Raw genomic sequence first — 23,099 nt, 5'->3', positions numbered from 1 at the left:
GTGAAGTGGTCGCGACAGACCGCCCCCGCCGGTACCTCACTCCCCGAGCGAGCCGTTCAGCACCTTCGCCGCGACGAGGACGGGGTCCCACACCGGGCTGAACGGCGGCGCGTACGCCAGATCGAGGCGCTCCATCTCGTCGACGGCGAGCCCGCCCTCCAGCGCGGTCGCGACCGTGTCGATCCGGACGGCCGCGCGGTCGGTTCCGACGATGCTGCCGCCCAGCAGACGGCCGCTCCCCCGGTCGGCGACCAGCCGGACGGTCGTGTCGGCGGCGCCCGGGTAGTAGCCCGAGCGCGAGCCGGCGGTGATCGTCTCGGCGACGGGGTCGAACCCCGCCTCGCGCGCCTCGTCGAGGTCCGTGAGCCCCGTCCGACCGCACTCCAGGTCGGACGCCTTCACGACGGCCGTCCCGGCGACGCCGCCGACGGGCGTGGGATCCCCGGCCAGCGTCCGCCCGATGGCCCGCCCCGCCCTGTTCGCAGTGAGCCCGAGGGGGACCCACGTCGGCTCGCCGGTGACGACGTGGCGGGCCTCGGCGCAGTCGCCGGCGGCGTACACGCCATCGACGCTCGTCTCGCCGTACTCGTCGACGGCGATCGCGCCCGAGTCGCCGAGCGCGACGGGGGTGTCGCGCACCACCTCCACGTTCGGGCGGACGCCGATCCCCACCACCGCGAGCCCGACCGACAGCTCCGTCCCGTCGCCGCAGCGGAGCCCGGAGACCCGGCCGTCGCTCCCGACGAGCCGCTCGACCTCGGTCCCGAGGTGGAGGGTCACCCCCTGTTCGCGCAGGGTCCCGGCCACCTCGCTGCCGACCGCCTCGCCGAACGGGGGCAACAGCGTCTCCGGCCGCTGGAAGAGGTGGACGTCGAGGTCGTGGGCGGCCAGCGCCTCCGCCATCTCGACGCCGACGTACCCCCCGCCGACGATCGCGGCGGTCTCGGGCGGCGTCATCGCACCGTAGCGCTCGGCGGCCTCGCGGTCGACGAACTCCCCGCCGCCGAGGGCGTCGACCGAGAACGCCTCGGGCGGGGTGAGCGCCGCGCGCAGCGACGCGGCGGAGTCCAGCCCGTGGACCGTGAACGCGCCGTCGAGGTCGCTCCCGGGGATCGGATCCGACACCGGCCGGGCGCCGGTGGCAACCAGCACCTCGCCGTAGGGCTGGTCGAACTCGCCGTCGGGGCCGCGCACACGGACCCTCTCGGCGTCGGCGTCGACCGCGAGCACCTCGTGCTCGCGCCGGAGGTCGATGCCGCGGCCCTCGATCTCCGGGGGCGACAGCGACAGCATGTCCGTGAGCGAGTCCACCTCGCCCTTCACGTAGTAGGGGATGCCGCAGTGGGCGTAGGACACCCACTCGCCGCGCTCGAAGACGATCACCTCGCGGTCGGGGTCCTCGCGCGACAGTTTGCTCGCCGCGCTCAGCCCCGCCGCGTCGCCGCCGATCACGACTACCGGGTCCGTCATGAGGTGGACTCCCGGGGCCTCCGTCTTACCGCTATCGGCGACGTGTCCGGCGCGCGCCACGCCGCGGCCGCGGCCCCCCGCTCACTCCTCCACGACGAGCACCCGGAGGTCGTTCACGTTGGTCCCGGTAGGCCCGGTCCGCACGAGCGCGCCCGTCCCCTCGAGGAAGCCGAGCGCGTCGTTGTCGGCGAGCGTCCCGCGGGCGGCTCCGGCGTCCGTGACGGTGTCGGGGGTGACGACCGCCCCGGCGTAGGCGGTGCTCCCGTCGAGGCCGTCGGTGTCGGCCGCGAGGAGGGCGCACTCGCGCCCCGCCAGCGGCGAGCGGGGGGCCGCGAACTCGACGGCGGCCGCCAGCGCGCACTCGAGGTTCGGCCCGCCGTCGCCGGCGCCGGCGACGGTCACGGTCGTCTCGCCGCCCGAGAGCACGACCGCCGGCGGCTCCACCGGGTGGCCCGAGGCGACGACCTCCTCGGCGACGGCCGCGTGGGTGACGCCGCAGTCGGCCGCCTCGCCGCGGAGTCGGCTCGACAGGACGAGCGTCCCGTACCCCCGCTCCGTCGCGGCGTCCGCGGCCGCGCGGACCGCGGTCAGCCCGTCGGCGAGCACGCGGTTGTCGACGCGGGCGAACGCGTCGGCGTCGCTTGCGGGCGTCTCCGGCACCTCGCCGGACGCGCCGTGCTCCAGCCGGTCGTGGACGGCCGCGGGGACGGCGTCGCCGAGGCCGTAGCGGTCGAGGACCCCGAGCGCGTCGCCGAAGGTCGTGTCGTCGGGCGCGGTGGGGCCGCTGGCGATCACTCCGAGGTCGTCGCCGACCACGTCGCTGAGGACGATTCCGACGACCCGCGCCGGCGCGGCCGCCCGCGCGAGGCCGCCGCCCTTCACGCGCGAGAGGTGCTTTCGCACGGCGTTGATCTCGCCGATGTCGGCGCCGGCCTCCAGCAGCGCGTCCGTCGTCGTCCGGAGGTCGTCGAGGTCCACGCCGTCGGCGGGCGCCGAGAGCAGCGCGCTGCCCCCGCCGGTGATCGCCGCGAGGACGAGCGTGTTCCCGTCGGCCCGCTCGGCCAGCTCCAGCACCCTGTCGCCGCCGGCGACGCTCCCGGCCGTCGGCACGGGGTGGCCGCCGCGGATCCGTTCGACGCGTCGGTCGCCGCCGGACCCGTTGCCGTCGCCGTCGGCGTCGGTCTTCCCGGTCGACTCGGGCGTCACGACGGCGCCGGCGTCGATCCGGTCGCCCAGCAGCGACTCCAGGGCCGCCGCCACGCCCTCCGTGGCCTTCCCCCCGCCGACGACGAGGACCTCGTCGTACTCGCGGAGGTCGTAGCGGCCGTCGCCGACGCGGAGCACGTCGCCGTCGAGTGCGACGCCCTCCGCGACGACCGTCTCCGGGAGCGCGGCCGCGACGCCCGCCCGCAGACACGCGAGCGCGGTCCCGACGGCGGGTCCGTCGGCGTCGCCCCCGGCCGGATCGCCGCCGCACCCGTCCCGTTCGACCGCGATCGGCGGTCCCTCCTCGTTCGCCATACGGGAGCAACCATCCGTCAGGGAAATAACTGCACCGGCGGCGGGCGGTGGTCCCGGCGGGGGGTCCGTCCCCGCCCGGCGCTACTCCGCGTCCGTCGCTCCGGTCCCGAGGCGGCCGACCTCCCGCGCGAGCGCCCGGCGCTTGAGGAGGACGAACCCGGCGACGATCAGGAGGAAGCCCACGGCGGTGGCCTCGCTCGGTACCTCGTTCAGGAAGGCCCACCCCGACAGCGCCGCGAACACCGGCGCGACGTAGCTCACGAAGTTGATCTCGACGGGGCCGAGGCGGTCGAGCAGGTCGAAGTAGATCAGGAATCCCGCCGCGCTCGCCGCCAGCGAGAGGTACGCGAGCGCCAGCAGCGCCTCCCCGGAGAGGACGACGCTCGCGACGGACTCCCCGAGCGCGACGGAGGCGGCGTGCATCACGAGCGCCCCGAGCAGCATCGACCACGCCTCCATCGTCTCGATCGGGAGGTCCGAGTCGACGCGGCGCGCGAGCACGCTGCCGAGCGCGAACGCCGCGGCGGCCGCGAGGATGAGCAGCTTGGGGACCGTGCCGCCGGCGAGGAGGTTCGCGGGGTCGAGCTCCGAGAGGACGGCCACGCCGACGAGCCCCAGCACGAGCCCGACGACGCCGAGGGCGGTCAGGCGCTCGCTCGGGAGGAAGAGCCGCGCGAACCCCGTCGTGAGGACGGGGCTCAGGCTGACGACGACGGCGGCGGCCGCGCTCGTCACCGTCGGGTCCGACTGCCCGACGAACAGGAACACGTGGTAGGCGGCGATCAGGAGGACGGCCCCGATGGCGACCTCGGTCCACTGGGCCCGCCCGCGCGGGAGGGCGGCGTCGGTCGCGTAGGCGGCGTACGCGAGCATCACCACGCCGGCGACGTCGTACCGGAGGGCGGCGAACAGGACCGGCGGGAAGAACTCCAGGCCGGCGTTGATCGCCATGAACGCCGCGCCCCACACGGCCGCGAGAACCAGAAAGAGCGCGGGGGATCGGAATCGGCTCACAGTGGCGGTGTGCGATGCGAGCGTCTGAAGGTTTCGGCTCGCTCCGGGTCGGTTCGACGGGACGGCCGGTCGGCCGGAGGGGGCCGGACCGGAGCGGAACGGGGCCGCGGCCCGCAGGGTCGGGACCTGTCGACGCCGTCGGTTGTTCCGCCCGTCGTCATCCGATCCGTCACACATGTTTTTGGTATCTCATTTTCACAACGACGGGTGGATGTCGACTACCTCGGTTCGCAGCGTCGTCGCAGGCATGGCTCGGCGAGGGAACCCCGCGTTCGCGGCGGCGGCCGTCCCGGTCCCGCTGGTCGCGCTCGGCTACGCGGTCACGGTCGCGTCCCTGCAGGTTCACACGTACGTGCACGTCATGGCCGGCGTCCTCTGGACGGGGATCGACCTGTTCATCGGGGCCGTGCTCGGCCCGGTCGTCGGCGGCCTCGACGACGAGCAGAGCGCCGCCGTCTTCGAGCGGCTCACACCGAAGACGGCGTTCCTGCTCCCGTCGCTGGCGTTCGTGACCATCGCAGCGGGGATCACCCTCGCGCGGCGCATCGGCGCGTTCCCGCACGCGGGGCCGTGGCTCGCGCTGTTCACGGCGGCGAACCTGATCCCGGTGCTGCTGCTGTTCGGCTGGCGGATGGACGTCTTCGGCGACCGACGCTGGCAGGCGGTCTTCGCCGTGGCGACCGTGGGGTCGCTCGCGTGGGTCGCGGCGACGGTCGGATCGTTCCGGATGACGACGCCCGTGATCGCGGTCGCGCTCGGGGTCGTCACGGTCCTGTCGGTGCAGGGGTTCGGCTTCCTCCTGCCCGGCGAACTCCGGATGTACCGGGAGATGGTCTCGCCGGACCCGGACGCGTCGGTGATCGCCGCGATCGGGCGACAGAACGCGAAGCTCGGGCTCGTTCAGGGCGCGTTCCAGCTCCTGCTCGTCGCGGACATGGTGTACCTCCGCTACGGCGGGTTCTGACCGACGAACGGGCGGCCGCCCGGCCTGCGGCGGTCAGCCCCCGCCCCGGCCGTCGGGGGCGGACAGCACCGACTCGGGCAGATACGCCGAGACGGTCCAGTTGGGCGCGTCGACCACCTGATTGATCTTCAGGTCGACGGCCGCCGAACACAGGACGTACGCGTCCGGCCGCGAGAACCCGCGACGGTCGTGGAGGTGGGCGATCATCGACCGGATCGCCCCCTTCGTCGCGTCCATCAGGTCCGGCGCGATGCCGCTCGTGGCGTACGTCGGTTCGTCGCGGCCCGCGGCCGTGAACGGCCCGGTCGTCTCGAACTCGGGGCCGTCGACGTCGCGGTCGGCGAGGTCCAGGCGCGCCGTCACCGACATCGGCGCCTCGATGCCCGTGAGACACACCTCGCCGTCGCCCTGGGCGGCGTGGCAGTCGCCGACGGAGAACAGCGCGCCCGCGGCCTCCACGGGGAGGTACAGCGTCGACCCCGCGGTGAGGTGTTTCACGTCGACGTTCCCGCCGACGCGACGCGGCGGCATGGTGCTGTGGGGGCCGTCCGCCCCGGGCGCGACCCCGAGGTTCCCCGGGAAGGGCCGGACCGGCACCGACACGTCGGGCGCGTCGTCGTCGGCGAACGTCGCGACCGGCGTCCCGTCGCGCCGCGCGTCCAGGTCCCACTCGCGGACGTGCGCCTCGCGGAAGTCCTCGGGGAGGAGGCCGCCCTCGCGCTCGCCCGGCGGGACGGCCGAGACGCCCCATCCCTCGTGCTCGAACGCGAGCAGGTCGACCCGGAGCGTGTCGCCGGGCCTCGCGCCCGCCACTGCGACTGGACCGGTGAGCGGGTGGCCCCCGGTGTCGACGGCGCGGAGCTTCTCGACGGTCGCGGGCGGGGTGAGCTGGCGGTCGTAGGCGTCCCGGCAGGCGAACTCGACGACGCTGCCGGGGTCGACCGTGAGGGCGGGTTCGATCCCGCTGTCCCACGCGTAGTGGAGGGTCCGCTCGGACTCGTCGAGTCCGTGGTCGGGCTCCGGGGGGTCGTCGACGGCGAAACGGCGGTTCGACACGGGTCCACGTCGCGCCCCGAGGGATATAACGGTGACTCGCGTGACCGGTCGCCGCCGCGCGGCCGACCGGCCGGCCCCCGCTACCGGCGTGGTCCGGGGGCGCACGAGTCCCGAGGTCGGCGGTCCCCTCAGCCCCGCGGACGCGCCCCGCCTGGAGGGGGGAAGGGGGACAGTTACTTGGGTCGGGTCCGCGGGTAGGGGGGTATGCTCGTTCGAGAGCTGATGACGCGCGAGGTCGTCACCTGCGAGGCGGACGAGACGGTGGGGACGGCGGCCGAGCGGATGCTCGCGGAGGGGATCGGGAGCGTCCTGATCACGAGGGACGGGAACCCGGTCGCAGTCCTCACCGAGACGGACGTGTTGCGCGCCGGCGTCGCCACCGGCGACCCGCTCGATGCGATCCCGATCCCGCGGGTCGCGAGCCACCCGCTGGTCACGACCCGCGGGGACGCGACGGTCCGCGCGGCCGTCCGGACGATGCTCGACAACGACGTGAAGAAGCTCCCCGTCGTCGACGGCACGGAACTCGCGGGCATCCTCACGCGCAGCGACGTCGTCGCTCACTACAGCGACTTCATCAAGGAGGCCCATCAGTTGGACGCGATGGCGGACGAGTGGGAGCCGAAGTGACACGGGAGCCGAAGTGACCCGGGAGCCGAAGCGACCCGGGGCGGAACGGGACGCCGGATTCGGTGCGGGGCCGACCGCCCCGAGTCGGAATCGCCGTCCCGCACGCCCACGAGGGCGGCGAGCCCGCGGAACTCGCCCCCGTTCGTACCTCGACGGGGGTGGTCCGAAGCGGTCCCCGTCGAGTTCGACACCTCGTCGGTCCGATACCGGCGTGTAGAACGAATCGCTGTCTCGATAACTCATACGCCGGCTCGACGGAACGGTCACCCCGGCTCGGTCGGAGGCGACTCCGGCTCCGCGGGTCGGGGCGGGCGCTGGCCCCCGGTAGTCGATTCGAGCGCGTCGGACAGCAGTTTCGACTCGGCCTTGCGCAGGTGTTCCAGCATCGTCGTCCGACTGATGTCCATCTCCTCGGCCAGTTCCTCGCTCGTGATCTCGCGCGGCCACTCGAAGTAGCCACGGTCCAGGGCGGCCGCAACCACCTCCCGTTGCCGATCCGTCAACCGGACGTCCGACTCGCCGACCCGCCCCACCTTGCCGAGCGTGACCGTGCCGATCTCGGAGAAGTCGTCGATCATGGCGCGGAGGTCCTGCCGGCGAAAGAACAGCACCGTGTACACCCGCCGAGCGGAGCCGATCACGTTCCGCCGACGGAGGACGCCGTGATTTCTGTCGACGGCCGAGTACGCGCCGCAGGAGGTCTTGGTGACGAGGTAGTTCCCGGCACTCAACTCCTCGAAATGCTTCACCTGGTCCCAGTCGGCGAGGACGGTCTCCACCTCCTCGACGGGCCGCTCGAACTCCATGACGAACGTGACGAGTTCGTCGTGGAGCTCCTCGATCGCGACCTCGAAGGGGCTGTCGAACGTCTCGGCGATGTGGGTGATCACGCACTCCTTGTGTTGCCGGAGGTGGATCTCTGCCTGAAACATGGACGGTCGTCTCCGTCCAGTGGGCGTCGACTGGCAATAGTCTTCCCCAGCCGAACTGACACGTCTTCGAGAACGGGGTTCAGGACGGGCGTTCGCCCACCTCCGCCGCGAGCGCGATCGCCTCCTCCCGCGAGAGGGGTCCCTCCGCGGCCAGTCGGTCGAGGAGCGTGTCGACCGCCGTCTCGTCGGGGTCGTGACCGGCCCGCTCCAGCAGCTGACGGGCCGCGCCGACCCCGGTCTGGGTGCCGAAGATCAACCGGCGCTCCCCGCCGAACCGCCCGGGATCGTACGCCTCCATCGCCGCCGGCTCCGACAGCATCGCGGCGGTGTGGATCCCCGACTCGTGTTCGCTGACTCCCGCCCCGAGAACCGGCTTCCGCTCGTCGTACCCCTCGCCGAGCGTGTCGAGCACGTCCCGGCACGCCGGGATCAACCCGTCCGTCTCGATCCCCAGTTCGGCGCCGGTGTCGACTGCCGCGGCGACGACCACCTCCTCGAGGGGGCTGTTTCCGGCCCGCTCCCCGAGCCCGCCGACGCTGACGTCGGCTTTCCCGACCCCGGCCCGGGCCGCGGCGAGCGCGTTGGCGGTCGCACAGCCCAGGTCGTCGTGGAAGTGGACACCCACCCGCGACCGCTTCACGTGTCCGTCGATCCGGTCGAGCCTGTCGAGGACGGACGCGGGGGTGCGCGCCCCGACGGTGTCGGCCAGCGTGACGCACTCCGCCTCCGGGACCCGCTCGATCACCTCGATCAGGTCGTCGGTGTCGGTCCGGAACGCGTCCGCCAGCGTGACGTGGACGCGCGCACCGCGGTCGCGGGCGTGGTCGACGGCCCCGCCGACCATCGACAGCATGTCCTCGCGGGTCGTCCCGAGCAGATGGGTCAACTGGAGATCGGAGACGGGAACGAACGTCTCGACCACGTCCGCGCCGGCGTCGACGGCGGCGTCGACGTCGCCTTCGAGCGCGCGTGCTAACGCGACGATGTCCGCGTCGGTCGTTCCCGCCAGCTCCCGGAGGACGCGCCGGTCCTTCTCGCCGGTCGCGGGGAAGGCGGGCTGGATGTACGGCACGCCGAGGTCATCGAGGACGCGCGCACACTCGACCTTGTCGGCGGCCGTGAACTCCCGCCCTGGCATCTGGTCCCCCTCGCGTAGCGTCACGTCGCTCAGTCGCATCTACACGACCCCCTCCGCTTCGAGCTCCGCCAGCTCCTCCGGCGACAGGCCGAGCTCGTCGACGTACACCTCGACGTTGTGCTCGCCGTGTCGGGGGCCGAGGAACTCGACGTCGCCGGGCGTCCGCGAGAACTTCGGGACCGGCGCGAACGTCTCGATCTCGCCGACGTCGTCGTCGTGGACGGTACGGAAGTTCCCCCGGGCGCGGAACTGCTCGTCCTCGCGAATGTCGCTCATGTCGTAGACCGGACCGACGATCGCGTCGTTCGCCTCCAGGACCTCGATGGCCTCCTCGGTGGGACGCTGCCGGGTCCACGCCTCGATCTCGGCGTCGAGCGCCTCGACGTTGTCCACGCGGGCTTCGTTGTCCTCGAACCGGGGATCGTCGATCAGGTCCGGGCGGTCGATCGCCTCGGCCACGCGCTCGAAGATCTTCTGGTTGGACGCCGACATCGTCATGTAGCCGTCCGCGGTCTCGTAGATATTGCGCGGGGCGGTGCTGGGGTGGCGGTTGCCCGTGCGCTCGCGGACGTGTCCCTCGTAGTCGTACGCCTCCACCTCGCCGAAGAAGAGCCGCCACAGCGGCTCCGTCAGCGAGACGTCGATCACCTGTCCCTCCCCGCTGCCGCCGCGCCCCACGTCGCGCTCGAAGATCGCCATCAGCGTCGCCTGCAGCGCGAACTGTGCCGCCGTCAGGTCGGCGAGGCTGATCGGGGGCAACAGCGGCTCCCGGTCGGGAAAGCCGTTCGCGTGTGCCCAACCGGAGACGCCCTCGGCGACCGTGCCGAACCCCGGCTTCCGTGATCTCGGGCCGGTCTGGCCGTACCCCGAGAGCCGAACCATGATCGCGCGCTCGTTCACGGCGTGGACGTCCTCGGGGCCGAGGTCCCACCGTTCCATCGTGCCCGGCCGGAAGTTCTCGAAGACGACGTCCGCGTCCTCGATGAGGTCCAGCGCGAGGTCCCGACCGCGGTCCGACCCGAGATCCAGCGTGACGCACCGCTTGTTCCGCCCGAGCGACTTCCACGCCAGCGAGACGCCGTCGTCGGTCTTGATCGGCCACTCCCTGATGGGGTCGCCCGCCTCCGGGTGCTCGATCATCACCACGTCGGCGCCGAAGTCGCCCATCATCGTCGTGGCGAACGCGCCGCTGATCATCCCCGACATGTCGATGACGCGCAGGCCGTCCAGCGGACCCTGTCGTTGCCGTGAGTTCATCTGAGGGTGACGTCCGTTTCCCGTGACCGACGAAAAACCGTTGTTCCGACTAGTGTAGGTGGTTCAAATACCCCCGTCGATGGTCGCCTCACGACGCGCGGGAACGCCGGTCCGACGGGGGCTCACCCATATCGGAATTCCGACGGGGACCCGCCCCTCCCGGCATCCCGGTCGGGCGTGCGCTCACCCCGTCCGGTGTGCCTCGATACGGAGACGACTGCGATCGGCATACAGCTCCTGTTCGGTAGCCGCGTACAGACCGTCCCGAAGCCGAGCCTCGACATCGCCGAGGACGACCTCCCGTTCGGTGTCGGGTATCGCCTCCCACGAGTGGTCGAGCATCTTCTGCATCGGGTGTCCGTTCGGGTTGTCGCCGCCGAGGGCTTCACACAGTCCGCAAGCGAGGGTGCAACTCGACGAACTACTCTCACGAGAGTACAGGACGGTGGTGATACACAACCCCTCTGACTCGGCGAATGCCCCGAGTTCGACTTTTGCGGCTGCCCGTTTACCTTGCTCCGCTTTCCATGAGAGAGGCGTTTGCGTCACCGACCCCGCGGGCGGCCGGCTTCAATGACCGCCGAAGCTTCGGAATCTCCTCACGCCGCTCGGGCGGCCGCGTCGGCGTGTGATCCTCCTTGAGGTACCCTTAGCCGCCTCCGGCGCAGATCCCGGAGGTGGTGGAATACGGAGACGTTCCCGTTACGATCCCGGCGGGTTCCACCCGCATAACCCAGATCTCCGCAATGTCCGACGTGTCATCCACGTCCGGAGAACCCCCGATCCCGTCCTGAACTCCCGTCGAGTTCGGGTTGTGTTCCTTCAGTGTTGAGTACCCCGGGCCCCCTGGCACGTCTGCATGCTCTTTCATCGTCAGTTACCCGGGTTGTCCGCGTCTCTGATTACCCCACATTCTAATCGTGAGGTGTCGTGAGTTTCCGAACTCTATCGGTTCCGGCTCAGCACCAGCGGATGCGAATTGCGGACATCCCCGGGGGTGTTCACGCTGTAGCGACGGTTCGCCTCATTCAGCGATAGCGGAGGAACGAACGATGAATCACCCGATATCGAACCGTCCAAGTCCCCCGATCGTTTCCCGAGATGACTGGGTAGTCTGGTCTGAATTAAGCAATAACGCTACCAATGTGACACGGACTGGTGCCGGGTATTGATATTCTGTGATTGCCTCCCGAAGCCCGTTGAGTGACGATTCGGGGATGGAGACGTCCGTTAACCGGTATAAGCGGGCCAGGGCATGTGCAGCCGCCCGACGAGTCTCATCGACACCGGTTGAGAGTCGCTCCCACAATAACGACTCAAGCGACGCTGTAAGACCCGGAGAAACAGACTCCGCCGACGCCAACAGCTGCGCAATGAGTTCCAGGCTCCGTTCGCGGACCGTGGTACTCTCAGTGGAAGTCGTCGTAATCAACAGGTCGTAGATGTCTTCGCCGAAGCCAAGCCATTCGGCGTGTTCGACAACAGTATCGAGCGCTGTGATTCGGGCATCGGTCCCGGCCGTTGCATCGGAAACAACACGCCGAAGTAACTCCCGAAGGAGCGCTGGCTCACACCGTTCGTATTCGATAGCTGTCTCGATGATCTCCACTGCACGCGTCTGAACAGCGGGTTCATCATCGGCAAGAGCTGTCTCTAACATCGTACGTAGGGTCCGGCTGTCAATGGCGCCAGCAGTAACGAGAGAACCGAGAATTCCGAGACTGATGTCCTGCAGACCGACCTCGCTATCGGTCAGTCCAGTTTCAAGCAGTTCGATCGCCTCGAATTCCCCCTCAATTGAGTCAGCGTACGTGTCTATCGCACCGAGCAGTCGAATCCTGACGAACGGGTCCGGCGACGAAAGGAGGTCCGTCGCGAGCGACTGGACATCCGTTGGGGTGGCCAGGCCGTTTGTAATGAAGAACCGTAACGCAGAAGCGAGTTCCAGGGAGGCGTCAGCGTCACACCGACGAATCGCCGTAAGATGTGCCTGAACAGTATCAATATCTTCTCCGCCGATCGCCGGAGAGGCCTGCCACAGGCTCACCAGCTTTTCAGCAGGTTTAGGAGACGCAGGCAGCCCGAGTGACAGGATGAACGGTTTCGCATCGCTCCAGGCGATCCGGTTGTGGTCGAGGGCAGCAGAGATCGCTCTGAGCGACTCGGCCACCAACGGCTCCACGCCGCTGTCTCGGGCGGTTTCGAGAAGTTCTTTGGCCTCTTCCCACCGAACGGTTCCCTCCTGAAGGGCACCGCCGACTACTTCTGTCGCCGCAACTGAAACGTCTACAGTGTCCGCACGGACGCCAGCGGTGACGAATTCGCGGATGTAATTCCAGCGAATGTGCCCACTCATGACGAGGTGGAACAAGGCGTTATACACCTCGACTGCTGTTTCTACGGGACACTCGTCTCGGGCCGTCCGAAGGAGAGGCTCGGCTTGATCCCAGCGGAGACTGCCGTCGGAAAGTCGATTACAGACGTGTTCAACCACCGCTGACTGGATTTCTTGGGTGTCCCCTGTCAACGAGGTCATCAGGAACGCCTGGATATCATCCCACGCCGATGGGACGTGTCGTGTCGCAAGGGCTGCACACTCGAGTGCTCCACGCGTTCCATCAGTGCCCCCCTCGGGACTCTCAGTTGTCCGTGCTCGCTCCAAGAGGGGCTTGGCGTCATCCCAGGTCGCGATATCCCTTTCGAGCGCTTTCTGGATCGCGGACGTTGTCTTGAATACGACAGCACTGTGTTCACTTTCGACACCACAGGCGAGAATATTCCTGGCTTGCCCCCAGTCGAGCACCTCATGAGAAAGCGACACACGAACTGCCCGCAACGCTTCGCGAGCGACGGGTTCCCGATGAGACTTGCAGGCCTCGCTGAGTAACCACTCGGCGTCGACCCACTCGACGTTGCCTTGTTGTAATCCTGCTCCGGCAGTCTCGATAGCCCTGATAGCGCTCTCCTCGGAGCCGGACTGGAGCGCCGATTCCACTATTCCCTCGACCTCCGCCCAATCCGCCTGACCATTGAAAATACTATGATACACGACCCCCAGCAGCCGCTCTGAAACGTCGCCCGATGTAGACTCAAAGGAGGGAAGCTCATCAGCAATGTCCGCCCACGCGAGTGCGTCTGCGGACACTGGCCGACGGAGCCCTTCTAACGCGGTTGCGACGACGTCGTCGTTCTCACTGGCAAGCGCACTCGTGAAGATATCGGCGACCGACTCCCACGAGATCTCTTCTCGGTAGAGTGCGGCCGAGAGGGCACTGAGAACTCTCGACTTAACTGCAGGTGTCCCCGAATCAAACCGTTGCTCAATAACCGGCCCCGCCTGAGACCACGGCGCTCCGTTCGCAAGCGCCGCTCCAGTAGCCTTTGCAAGCTCGAACTGGACCGATTCCGCCGACGAGTCTGCTGCAGATCGCATAACCTGCTCAGCCTGATCCCAGGAGAGTTTATCCTCACTGAGCATCCGGCCCAGCCACTCAATGGCCGTTACGGTAGGTTCGACACCATGCGTTGACACGACTTCCTCGAACAGATCCACCACCTGCTGCCACTCGAGAATATCCTGAAGATACGCTGCGATCGGGGTCCGGAGAATCGAGTCGAATACCGTCTCCGGAGTCGTCTGCAACGACGATACCAGGAAGGACCGGGCCTCTCCCCAAGCGATCCGCTCTCGAGTGAGGCCGACACGTACTGCACGAATCGACTCTGTCGCAATAGAATCATGACTTGACGAACGGGCTACCTCAAGCGGTTCCGCTGCCGTGTCCCAGTCAATCACCTCGTGTTGGAGCGCTGCACCGACGCACGCAACAGATTCCTCGATACATTCCGTGAACTCATGTGTCCGCGCGTCGGCAAGGAACTCGGCGATTTCATCCCATTCGACCGCTTTCTGAATGATTACTTGTTGGACATACTGGACTGACGTAATAGCGACTGACTTCCGTCCGGAATGAAGGCCGCGAGTGAGATATGGCTCGACCTCTTCCCACTGCGCATCTTGTTCCTTGAGCCCAGTCGTGACCGCTCGCATTACTTCCGAGAGCCCTCGCTCTGTCTCCGGCACTGAAACGGAGTCAATAAACGCTTTCACCGTTTGCCACTCGGGTGACTGCTCTTGCATCGCAGCACCCGCGGTTTTGATACACTTGATCCGAACGTCATCCGACTCGATCTGGAGGGCCTTTTTGAGTAGTGATCGAATCTCGGACCAATCAAATGCCGACTCAGGCCCCAGAGCAGTCATATACGCGGCTTGAACGGCCGAATTGACGACTTCTTCCCGCTGGTCAGCTGCAGCTACCTGAAGGAACTCGGAAACCTCCGACCACGAGAGGAACTCCTCGCTGATGCCTCTAGTAATAACCTGAACAGCCTCGTCAGCGACGTTGTCGGTGTCCGAATTGAGCGCGTCGGTCATGAACGGCTCGACCTGCGACCAGCTCAGCTCGTCTTCATGAAGACCGATTTCAACGACGCGGAAGGCATTGTGGGTTATGTCTTCCACGCCACTATCGCGAGCAAATTCTACATACTCACTGACTGTCTCCCAGGAAACCAAGCCTCGGCGCATCGCGAAGGCAACGGCGAGGACAGCCGCCTCTGTGACCGCTTGCTTTGAGGTATCTCGCGTTGAAAGAATTAGGGATTCAACCTCCGACCATTCGATAGCTTCGGCATCCAATGCGTTGCCGATCCCTTTCATCGCTCTCTCAGCAACGTCATCCCGTTCGTCCTCGTATGCGTTCAGGAGGATCGGTTGAGCTTGCTCCCACGTGATGTCAGAATCCGATAGCAACTTTCCAACCGTCGCAGTCATCGCCGTGGCAAGCGATTTCGCTCCGGAGTCGACTGCGGATTCGAGAAGTGGTCGGACCTGGTCCGGGTCAACCGATCCACCCTGGATTCCACGTGCGAGTGCGAGGACGCCGTAGCCCACGACGATATCCGATGCACTGGATTGAGAAGCCTCGATGTACGGTAACGCATCAGCAACGGAGATCTCGCCACTCTGGAGTCCATCTCCGATGGCGTTCAGACCCTCTTTCCAAATGTTCATGCTCGAGTCCTCGACAGCAGGGTCGATCCATTCGCGAGCCGTCTCCCACGTGATACAAGACCTGTTGAGTAGTGTCCCGATCTGTTGCAGCGTGACTTCTCGGAGAGATGGATCGATGGAACTCCAGGCTTGACGGTACAGTGGGGCGCCGGTTTCCCACTGAATATGTCCCCCACTGATTGCGGCCGTCGACGCAGTTAGCGCAGCCGCCTGGATCTCGGACTCGGAATTGTTCCACCCACTCAACACCGTCTGCCAGGGCGCAGCAGACGACAGTGACTCCGGCGATTCGGATTCGAACCACTCTCTGACTGCATGCAGAACAATGATTTTGCGTTCCGGAGAATCAGCTGATTCGAACAACGAGGTCGCCATGTCTGGGACCTCTTCGTCGGCGATCTCTTTGCCCCGTTCTTCGAGATCTTCCTCGGAGAGTTCAGAGAGATCCTCGTCGGCGTCGGTGTCTTCATCATCGTCGGTGGGTTCCTCGATCTCGAAATTGGACGCGTTCAACAGCCGGGGCCGATTCGCTGATTCGGGGAGTGTTACCTCCGGTTGCGAGACAAGCGAGCGCTCGACTGCTTCAGTGATCTGTGTTTTATCGCGAGAGGTGGCAGACGCGAGTGCCTCTAACACCGGTGATTCACGGAGCGCAGTGACTGCTGTGGCCCGCGGTTTCCCTTCACGTTCGATGACCGCCGTCTCAATCAACTCGGCAAATTGATCGACGGACTCCCCCTCAGACGTCGAGACGGCCGCGGCTGCAGCCTCAACAGCCGCTGTTTGAACGTCATCGGCATCGTCCTCCAAGGCCTGGCTGACGAACTCGTATAGCGGGTCGATCTCCACCGCTTGATCACACGCGATCGCTTGGCGGATCCCGGTCGGCACAGCTGCACGGGTCGGCGACGCTGACGACGAACCGAGTCTATTCAGAATCGACGCTGCAGACTGCCGTATCTCTTCATTCTCATTTGACAGTGCGAGTGCCGCACCGCGTGATACACCCTCTAAGACGACTGGATCAGTGTCAGCTGCACCTGACTCTAACAGTGAAAGCAGCGACTCGGAGGCGACAGCCGAGTCATGTAACGCTAGCCCGGCAGCCTGGGCTGCGGCCGCAGTCGCGGACGGCGAATCAGCGGCGGCTGTCTTCTCTAGTAGCGCTACAAACGGTTCAACAACAGGTGGTTCGTCTGCGAGGATCTGTGCGATCGTTGTAAGAAACCGTTTGGCCTCGTTGTCGGGCCACTCTGCGTTCGCGATCGTCGACTCACACTCCGGAAGGACGTGGTGTCGAATAGTGCCGGCATCAGCGCTTCCAGCAACGTTCCCAAGGATCGAGAGGACGTCTTCGGCGATCGCTTCGCCGGCATTGCCATGCACTTGTATGAGTCGTTCAATAGACGGCTCATTCGCAAGTGCCGCCGGCTGGGCTTCAGCAATACTTTCGAGTGCGTCGACCGACCGTTTTTGAACGGTTTCAATGCTCACCGCGTTGGGATCCGAAAACATCTGCACCGCGGGCGTCGTTTGTGACGCCTGAATCAACATCGCGACGATCGACGGAGCGGCCCTAGCTGCAGCATATGGATGAGAGATTGCCTCAGTCAGTACCGTGGCCTTCTCCTGGCGATATCGGCTATCTGAGATCGGATGGCCCGCCGCTTGCTGAATTCGCCGATGGAGGTCCTCTGAGTACTCAATGCTCATGTGTTCTTGAAGAAGCCGTCATTCGCCCATCTGTACGCCGGTCAGCCATATCGAAGACATTGAATCGATCACCCATTGCTGTAGTGAACAGATAGACTCTGAGGAAAAAATATAAATACTACTGTGTCTGCCGGCGCCGGCATAGTTCCTCGACAAGAACCTAGTGGTCATCCGATCCGTGGAAAAGAAAGCTACCTGGATGGCTCCGTAACTCCTGAGCGATGCGCTTAGACGATAATCAGCCTCCCATGCTTGCGCGTGTCCGTCACATGGCGACTGCGCGGGGTGAACACAATGAGTGACCCGATCGAAATCACTGTGCGAAAAGGGACGGATTACATGTCTCCTCGGCGGCGTTCACTCTATTGTCAGTTTCAGGCACCCGAGTTGCTCACCTCTGTCGCTGAGGAGTTGTTATCTGATATTCCCTCCGGACCGAACGGCATCAATCACGTTGTGGCGCTCGGGCAGTATGTCAAGTACTCGATCACCTACGATCGAACCGGGATCTTTCCGCAGGGGACGGACAATTTGTTGGAGAACACGACGGCGGGCGACTGTGTTGACCAGTCAGTATTACTGGCGTCACTGCTTGAAGCAGCTGGGTACGAGACGCGGTACTGCTGTTACCACAGGCATGGACGAACTGTCGGACACTGTGTGATCGAAACGCTACCGACCGATACTGAACGAGCACGGGAAGACATCACTGCAAGTCTCCGCTCGAAATCGCGCGTGTTCGATCGCACCCCGATCTCGTGGGACGTCGATCGAGAAACAGCGTGGCTACTAATCGATCCGACGAGTCCGCTCCCTGTCGGAGTCGACCGTGGCGAACTGTATCGGGTAACGGAAGCGGGTGTACAATGGAATGAGAATATCGACCTCGTGTGCTTTCGGCCAGTACAGTGAGATCTAGAGGACGTACACAACGTATTTATGTCTTCAATCTCTGTCAGTATAATTCGTTTCCTCAAGCCGGTGTTGTACACTAGAACGACTGTCCCCTCCCGTGTACTGCCGCGTGGACAACACATGAACGCCCGAACCCCCATCACGTCCCATGTGCGATGAAACCGACATCCCCCCGACGGGGGACGATGACACAGGAGAGGGAACCGAAAGCCCACCGGCGGACTCTCCGCAAGAGCGGGATACGGCTTCGGACACCTCCGATAGCAGTGAGGAGGGATACGAAGCGGACCCGAACGAGACGCAGGACTCGCCGATCGAAAACGAGGCTGCCAGTCGTCCGACTGAGATCCCTGATGAGGTCGCTGATGAAGAAATCCGGGAAACGCTAAGATGGGCCAGCGACGCTCCCGAGAAGGTCACAGGAATTACACGTGATGGGCAATATTTGGGGGGCATGGGTTTCGTCCAAGTGGAACCGGACGCCGACCAATACTACGATGCCGAACTCGGAGCTATCCTCAGTCCCAAGACTGTCGAGGTCATCAATCAACTCACTGACGACCTGGATACCGGACAGGAGATCTTCGAACGCCTGTCGTTCATCAAACGCGTCGATCCCGACTGGAGTTACAACAACTTCGATCCACACAGACAGAAGCTCGAAAAAGCCGCGATCATGGCCGACGTGACGCCGTTCGGTGATGAGTCATCGAATCCGTTCGAAGTTCACGAGTCGATGCTCAAGTACGTCGGGCCGGGGCTGTTCAAAATCAGCAACGATCCGGAGATCGAGGCGATCATCAAATACCAGGCCAGTGCTCACAAGCAAGCTAACGACCCTGATTCCTCGGTCGAAGATGACGCCGTCGATTCACGGAAGGCCTGGCTGTACGGTGTCTTCAGCGAGTACGTCGAGCGGGTGAACGACCGGCTCGATCCCGAGGTTCGAATCTCCATCCGCAAGTGGGGCAAGCCCGAGGACAACTCGGCTGACTGGGTCGATGACTTCCCGTACGCGGACTACCTGGCATTCGGGCGACTCGGTGGGTACAGCGAGTTCGCCGTACTGGTCGATATCGAATACCGTCACGTCGAACCGATTAACATCGAGCATCTGGAGGACGCACTCGAGGAGGAACTCATCGGGGCGCTCGCCACCTCACTGTACGAGAACTATTCGGAGGGGGGTGAAGTGTCCGCCGTAGACAGGGCCCGCAAGCATTTGACCTCCGATGAGACGGAGAGCTACGACCCGGACAGTAGCACGATGCCTGAGGGTCCGTGGCTGGAATACGATGCGACGGTACACGAGGACGAACAGCTCGTACGAATTGTAGCGGCGTACCACCGGTAGGATGACCCGAACGAAACACACGGACGACACTGATCCAACTCACAAGAGCCATCCAACGATGACGACGAACGATTCCATGACCGAAACGGCGGACGTCAATACCGTGGAGGATGCGTGGAGGCGTATCCTCGACACACACGACGTCGACGAGGGCCAGGCGGATTACGTTGTAAAATACACCTTCGGTTCGAGGAAGATCAGCCGGGGGGCGCCGACTCCATCGGAGATCCGATCTGCAGCTGAGGGATTGCTCGACAACGTCGATCTCGAGCCCCACCTCCCTGCAGAGAGTGACCCTGATGTGGTCCGTGAACAACTTCTGGCAGCCCTCGATGACGGACTAGAGGGTCGGATAGGCGGGCCACTCTCCGCTCCTCGTTCAATCGCAAAGAGCGGGCTCGATGAGGCCCACGAGGGCGAGAAGGGCTCGAATGGCGAGTCTACTACTGAGGCAAGCCGGTCACAGTATCGCGACCGTGGGAGTACAGCATCCGTAGCGAGTCATTCCGGTGCAGACCATCAATCAAACTCGGCTCAGACTGACACCGGACCCCAGCCCAAGCCTGCAAATGGGCTCCGGTCGACGCGTCCAGACGAGGACTCAGACACCGGGGACGGTGACGAATCCGATGGGGAACTGCGGGCACCTGATGATGAGGTCATCGAACTCCTCGAGCGGCTCATCGACGAGTTCGATCTAGACCCAGCCGACCTCCGGGCGGCCGCGGACCACCTCACTCAAACAACGACGTCGGACGACGAATAACCTCTCAGCCCACGGTAGCCATGACTGATCACCCTCCCGATCGGACGATTACTGATGACCAATTCAAAGCGTTCTGGGATTCGTTTTCCAATCTACTAATTGACGAACAAGACGATGAGCAACTGCAGGCGCTAGCGGATTACACAACGAACACGCTTCGCGTGTACGTGCCGGCAGATGACCCGGTACAAATGACGATCATCCACGCGTTCGTCTCTCGTGAAGAGTTCATGCACGGGGAATGGGACGTCGCGTTGGTCCATTCATGCGCCCAGCTTCGCATCGCAGCGATCGAGTTGTTTTTCGAACTGCTCGAAGCCGATGGGGCTGACGAGGGACCGAGTATTCTTCGGATCCAAGACATTTGGTTGACCGCTCAAGAGATCGATCGAGTCGCCAAGCCGTTCCAGGAAGCCGTCGACAAGATCCAGATCCTGTCGGTCGTGTTCGGTGACACGCCGTTTTTCACCAGTATCGAGGAGATCTTTCAGTCGGAATACGGTCAGAACGCGATGGAGCGGTATTACGATGGCGATGAAAGCGACCTCCGTGTCGTCCTCGAGCGACAGGTCGACGAACAGCTCGATATCGCGACCGGAGCGAAAACGGTCGACCTCGAGACTCGCGCGAACCTGTACGTAAATCCGCTCTATACGTACGCACTAGCAAGCGTTGCTGAAGACAGTGAGAGTGACCCGAGTCACCACCAGCGCAAGCGGAACGGACTTCCGTTAGATCAGCTCTCCCAGCGGCGACCGATCGCGGAAGCGGTCGCGAAAGTAACTCTGGATATCCCGAATCCGATCGCACCCCTCGGTCCGGATGCTACTCACGACGATCTGCGAGTTACCGATATCGACGTCGACCCGCTCAGTCTCGATGCATTGATCGCTGAAACTGAGCCCGGAGGGCGGTATTATGTTACGGAGGCGGAGTACGAGGAATACCTTCTCTCACACCGCCCAAAGGTACGCGATGACGACCTCCGTGCAGAACTCGGGTCGACTGTCGACGAGTACGCCCCGAATTGGCTCGACGCCGTGTTCGTCTCCACGCTGAAAGCGCTCGAAGACCTCCAAACAGCTGATGAGCTTCCGACGGATCCGTTGAGACTCCGCCGGAAGCTCTCGAAGGCTGTCCATGGGGTCGACGTTGAGGACCCAGAGACGTCGACGATGGTCGACAATCCGACGCACCTGTTATCGATCCCTGCAGAAGCCTCAGACGAGATCGAAGACACGGACTACATCAGTCAGGACGGCGAGCCGCTTCCGAAGATCATCCTCGAAGCGTTCGAACAGCACGGTTCGTTCGGTGCTGTCGTGTTCCGTCCGTCCGAGGGTGACAACCAGCGGCAAATGAACTTCCACGCCGTCGCGACTGAGGACGTCCAGTCACATCCGGATGTCCCCGACGGCATCGAAACCTACGAGGAACTCTGGAATCGATATTTCGTCGGGAAAGAGTTTCTCAACACGCTGTGGCGCCAATACCATGCGTATGGCGACTACCTCCGTGATGCTCTCGAATCGGCCTACAAAGACGGTACAGTGACCGACCGGGAGCTCCGCGCGTTCAAGACCGGATCGGTGCCGTCTGATAGTCATGATAACACGGAACCCTCTGATATCCAGCGTGCTGTAGAGATCGCGGACGAAGTACTGACACAGGAGCCGATCGGCCAACGACTGGAGTCGTGGACGCCCGCAGAACTGTGGGCAGCCGCGACGACACTCGACATCGAGTGCTCCTCACCAGCTCAATACGACTCGCTCCCCACGTTCACCTGTCCGTTATGTGAGTTGGTGGAACCGCAGTGTGGCGGCAGCGAGTGTCTCATCGAGACACTCGCCGAGCGCTTCAGGACGAAAGCGCCGCACTTGTTAACATCACTATATAAATCGAGGGCTCCGTCCATCGGTGAGGAATAATCCTCCCCGTGTGCAGCCTGTGACAGCACTACAGGAGGCCTGGATTCGAACAGATGACACTGGAATTTCCGTTCGGGAACCGGTATGGGTTCCCGCTCCCGACCCCACGCGAGGACGACCCGGCGATCTCGGTTTCACCCGGACTCAATCACGTCTCGATCCCACCGGCGTACCGCTCACCGTCGGACATAATCGGCCTCGCTGACGTCCCGGTCATATACGCTGGACAACTGGTGCAAACGACCAGTGGGCGAGCGTTTCGGGTACTTGCCCGCCGCAGGGACGAACTCATGACACACCTGTGTGCAGGGACACTCACTCCCCGACACGGTGGCCAACAGCTTGTCCGTGTCGACCGGATCCAGACGTCACTGCAAGACGAGCTCGGCAGCCTGTTCCGCACAGCCGTTCGAACGGTCCTCAGTTGGATCCTGGAGAGCGATTCGTTCATCGATTGGTACGTGGAGGCGTTTTCCAGAAATCGGGCAGACGTGTCTCGGGAGGCACTCGAACGCGGTGTTCGAGAACTACACAGAGAAGTCGACAGGGCGCATCCGCAACCGGAGTTGGGCAACATACTCACTGACATTCGGGACTCATACGGCGCTCAAGCCGCTCACAACGCCCTCGATACGACGTTTTCACCATCGCTCATTTCAGTCGCCGAGCAAGCTGTGTATTCGGATGATACCCGACTGCCGCTCGCAGCTGGTACGCTCCTCGATAGAGCCCGAGCGTGTCGTGACATCATCGACGAGACGATCAGGTCACAACCCGTCGCTTCGATCCCACCGACCGCCACAGAGCTTCGACAGGAGCTGGATGCAACAGACCAGGACGTCCAGATCGACGCTGCGGGTCCCGTCGTAACCGGCGACGAGTTGCTTCCGTTGTTCGATGCTCCACCCGAGACGGCTGCAGAACCGACAGTCGAACTGGAACACACGATCGGGTGTCCGTCCGGGCTCGCTTGGCTGGTTCACCGAGCGTTCGATAGTGGATCTGTCGGGGCTGTGGTTCACGGCGACTCGGCGTCCGGTAACTGGATCACGAACCCGTACATCGAGGCTCTGAACCCGGAGACGCAGCAATTCGATGGTCACTGGGAGTGGTCCACTGTCGTCGACCGAGTTGTCGATCAGCTGGTCCGCATGGCGAACGGGCGTCGAGATCCGGAGCAGTCCCTCCAGTGTCCACTCTGTGCCCTTTCGACGCACCGATGCGATCACAACTCCTGTGCGTATCGCCAGGAGTTACGATACCTCGATTCGATTCAGACAGAACTTACTGAGGCTATCACCGACACCCAGTCCTCGTTGTAGCCCGTTTGGCGTTGGCTTCGACGCAGAGGGGTTTCGAAC

16 protein-coding genes are annotated in these 23,099 nt (G+C 64.5%); 7 read left to right on the top strand and 9 right to left on the bottom strand.

The window, feature by feature from the left end:
- Positions 1-36: 36 nt before the first annotated feature.
- The 3 genes from ACQUQ1_RS10250 to ACQUQ1_RS10240 form a co-directional block, all read right to left on the bottom strand.
- On the bottom strand, positions 37-1,470 hold the full coding sequence (locus ACQUQ1_RS10250; protein WP_435064197.1) for an FAD-dependent oxidoreductase: 1,434 nt from the start codon (positions 1,468-1,470) through the stop codon (positions 37-39).
- A gap of 81 nt (positions 1,471-1,551) precedes the next feature.
- Positions 1,552-2,991: a glycerate kinase type-2 family protein gene (locus ACQUQ1_RS10245; protein WP_435064196.1), complete on the bottom strand. Its 1,440-nt coding sequence runs from the start codon at positions 2,989-2,991 to the stop codon at positions 1,552-1,554.
- Positions 2,992-3,072: 81 nt separating this feature from the next.
- Entirely contained in the window at positions 3,073-4,005 is a 933-nt protein-coding gene (locus ACQUQ1_RS10240) for a DMT family transporter (protein ID WP_435064195.1), read from the bottom strand.
- A gap of 247 nt (positions 4,006-4,252) precedes the next feature.
- On the opposite strand from ACQUQ1_RS10240, the gene ACQUQ1_RS10235 reads away from it, so the two are divergent.
- Complete coding sequence (locus ACQUQ1_RS10235) at positions 4,253-4,969, top strand: hypothetical protein (RefSeq protein WP_435064194.1); 717 nt, start codon at positions 4,253-4,255, stop codon at positions 4,967-4,969.
- Positions 4,970-5,002: 33 nt separating this feature from the next.
- Here ACQUQ1_RS10235 and ACQUQ1_RS10230 read toward each other — a convergent pair whose 3' ends face one another.
- Complete coding sequence (locus tag ACQUQ1_RS10230) at positions 5,003-6,025, bottom strand: acetamidase/formamidase family protein (RefSeq protein ID WP_435064193.1); 1,023 nt, start codon at positions 6,023-6,025, stop codon at positions 5,003-5,005.
- Between the two features lie 204 nt (positions 6,026-6,229).
- Here ACQUQ1_RS10230 and ACQUQ1_RS10225 point away from each other — a divergent pair, with 204 nt between their 5' ends.
- Complete coding sequence (locus ACQUQ1_RS10225) at positions 6,230-6,655, top strand: CBS domain-containing protein (protein WP_435064192.1); 426 nt, start codon at positions 6,230-6,232, stop codon at positions 6,653-6,655.
- A 263-nt stretch (positions 6,656-6,918) separates the two neighbouring features.
- Here the strand turns inward: ACQUQ1_RS10225 and ACQUQ1_RS10220 are convergent, their stop codons facing one another.
- The 5 genes from ACQUQ1_RS10220 to ACQUQ1_RS10200 all read right to left on the bottom strand — a co-directional run bounded on the left by ACQUQ1_RS10220 (position 6,919) and on the right by ACQUQ1_RS10200 (position 16,772).
- Positions 6,919-7,587, bottom strand: a complete 669-nt coding sequence (locus tag ACQUQ1_RS10220; RefSeq protein ID WP_435064191.1) for a helix-turn-helix domain-containing protein — start codon at positions 7,585-7,587, stop codon at positions 6,919-6,921.
- A 79-nt stretch (positions 7,588-7,666) separates the two neighbouring features.
- Entirely contained in the window at positions 7,667-8,764 is a 1,098-nt protein-coding gene (locus ACQUQ1_RS10215; protein WP_435064190.1) for a LeuA family protein, read from the bottom strand.
- Positions 8,765-9,982, bottom strand: a complete 1,218-nt coding sequence (locus ACQUQ1_RS10210; protein WP_435064189.1) for a CaiB/BaiF CoA transferase family protein — start codon at positions 9,980-9,982, stop codon at positions 8,765-8,767.
- 183 nt (positions 9,983-10,165) lie between these two features.
- Positions 10,166-10,333, bottom strand: coding sequence for a hypothetical protein (locus tag ACQUQ1_RS10205; RefSeq protein ID WP_435064188.1), 168 nt, complete (start codon positions 10,331-10,333; stop codon positions 10,166-10,168).
- A gap of 706 nt (positions 10,334-11,039) precedes the next feature.
- Entirely contained in the window at positions 11,040-16,772 is a 5,733-nt protein-coding gene (locus ACQUQ1_RS10200) for a hypothetical protein (protein ID WP_435064187.1), read from the bottom strand.
- A 294-nt stretch (positions 16,773-17,066) separates the two neighbouring features.
- On the opposite strand from ACQUQ1_RS10200, the gene ACQUQ1_RS10195 reads away from it, so the two are divergent.
- The 5 genes from ACQUQ1_RS10195 to ACQUQ1_RS10175 all read left to right on the top strand — a co-directional run bounded on the left by ACQUQ1_RS10195 (position 17,067) and on the right by ACQUQ1_RS10175 (position 23,060).
- Positions 17,067-17,684, top strand: coding sequence for a transglutaminase domain-containing protein (locus tag ACQUQ1_RS10195; RefSeq protein WP_435064186.1), 618 nt, complete (start codon positions 17,067-17,069; stop codon positions 17,682-17,684).
- Between the two features lie 151 nt (positions 17,685-17,835).
- Positions 17,836-19,041, top strand: coding sequence for a hypothetical protein (locus tag ACQUQ1_RS10190; protein ID WP_435064185.1), 1,206 nt, complete (start codon positions 17,836-17,838; stop codon positions 19,039-19,041).
- Between the two features lie 58 nt (positions 19,042-19,099).
- The gene (locus ACQUQ1_RS10185; RefSeq protein WP_435064184.1) at positions 19,100-19,807 is read left to right on the top strand and encodes a hypothetical protein; all 708 of its coding nucleotides are present in this window, start codon (positions 19,100-19,102) and stop codon (positions 19,805-19,807) included.
- A gap of 167 nt (positions 19,808-19,974) precedes the next feature.
- On the top strand, positions 19,975-21,738 hold the full coding sequence (locus ACQUQ1_RS10180) for a hypothetical protein (protein WP_435064183.1): 1,764 nt from the start codon (positions 19,975-19,977) through the stop codon (positions 21,736-21,738).
- A 53-nt stretch (positions 21,739-21,791) separates the two neighbouring features.
- Positions 21,792-23,060 (top strand): hypothetical protein, encoded by a 1,269-nt coding sequence (locus ACQUQ1_RS10175; protein ID WP_435064182.1) that lies wholly within the window; start codon positions 21,792-21,794, stop codon positions 23,058-23,060.
- Positions 23,061-23,099 lie beyond the last annotated feature (39 nt).

The organism is Halobaculum sp. EA56 (genome assembly GCF_051195075.1).
Taxonomy (GTDB): Archaea; Halobacteriota; Halobacteria; order Halobacteriales; family Haloferacaceae; genus Halobaculum.
This window is presented reverse-complemented; position numbering and strand designations above follow the sequence as displayed.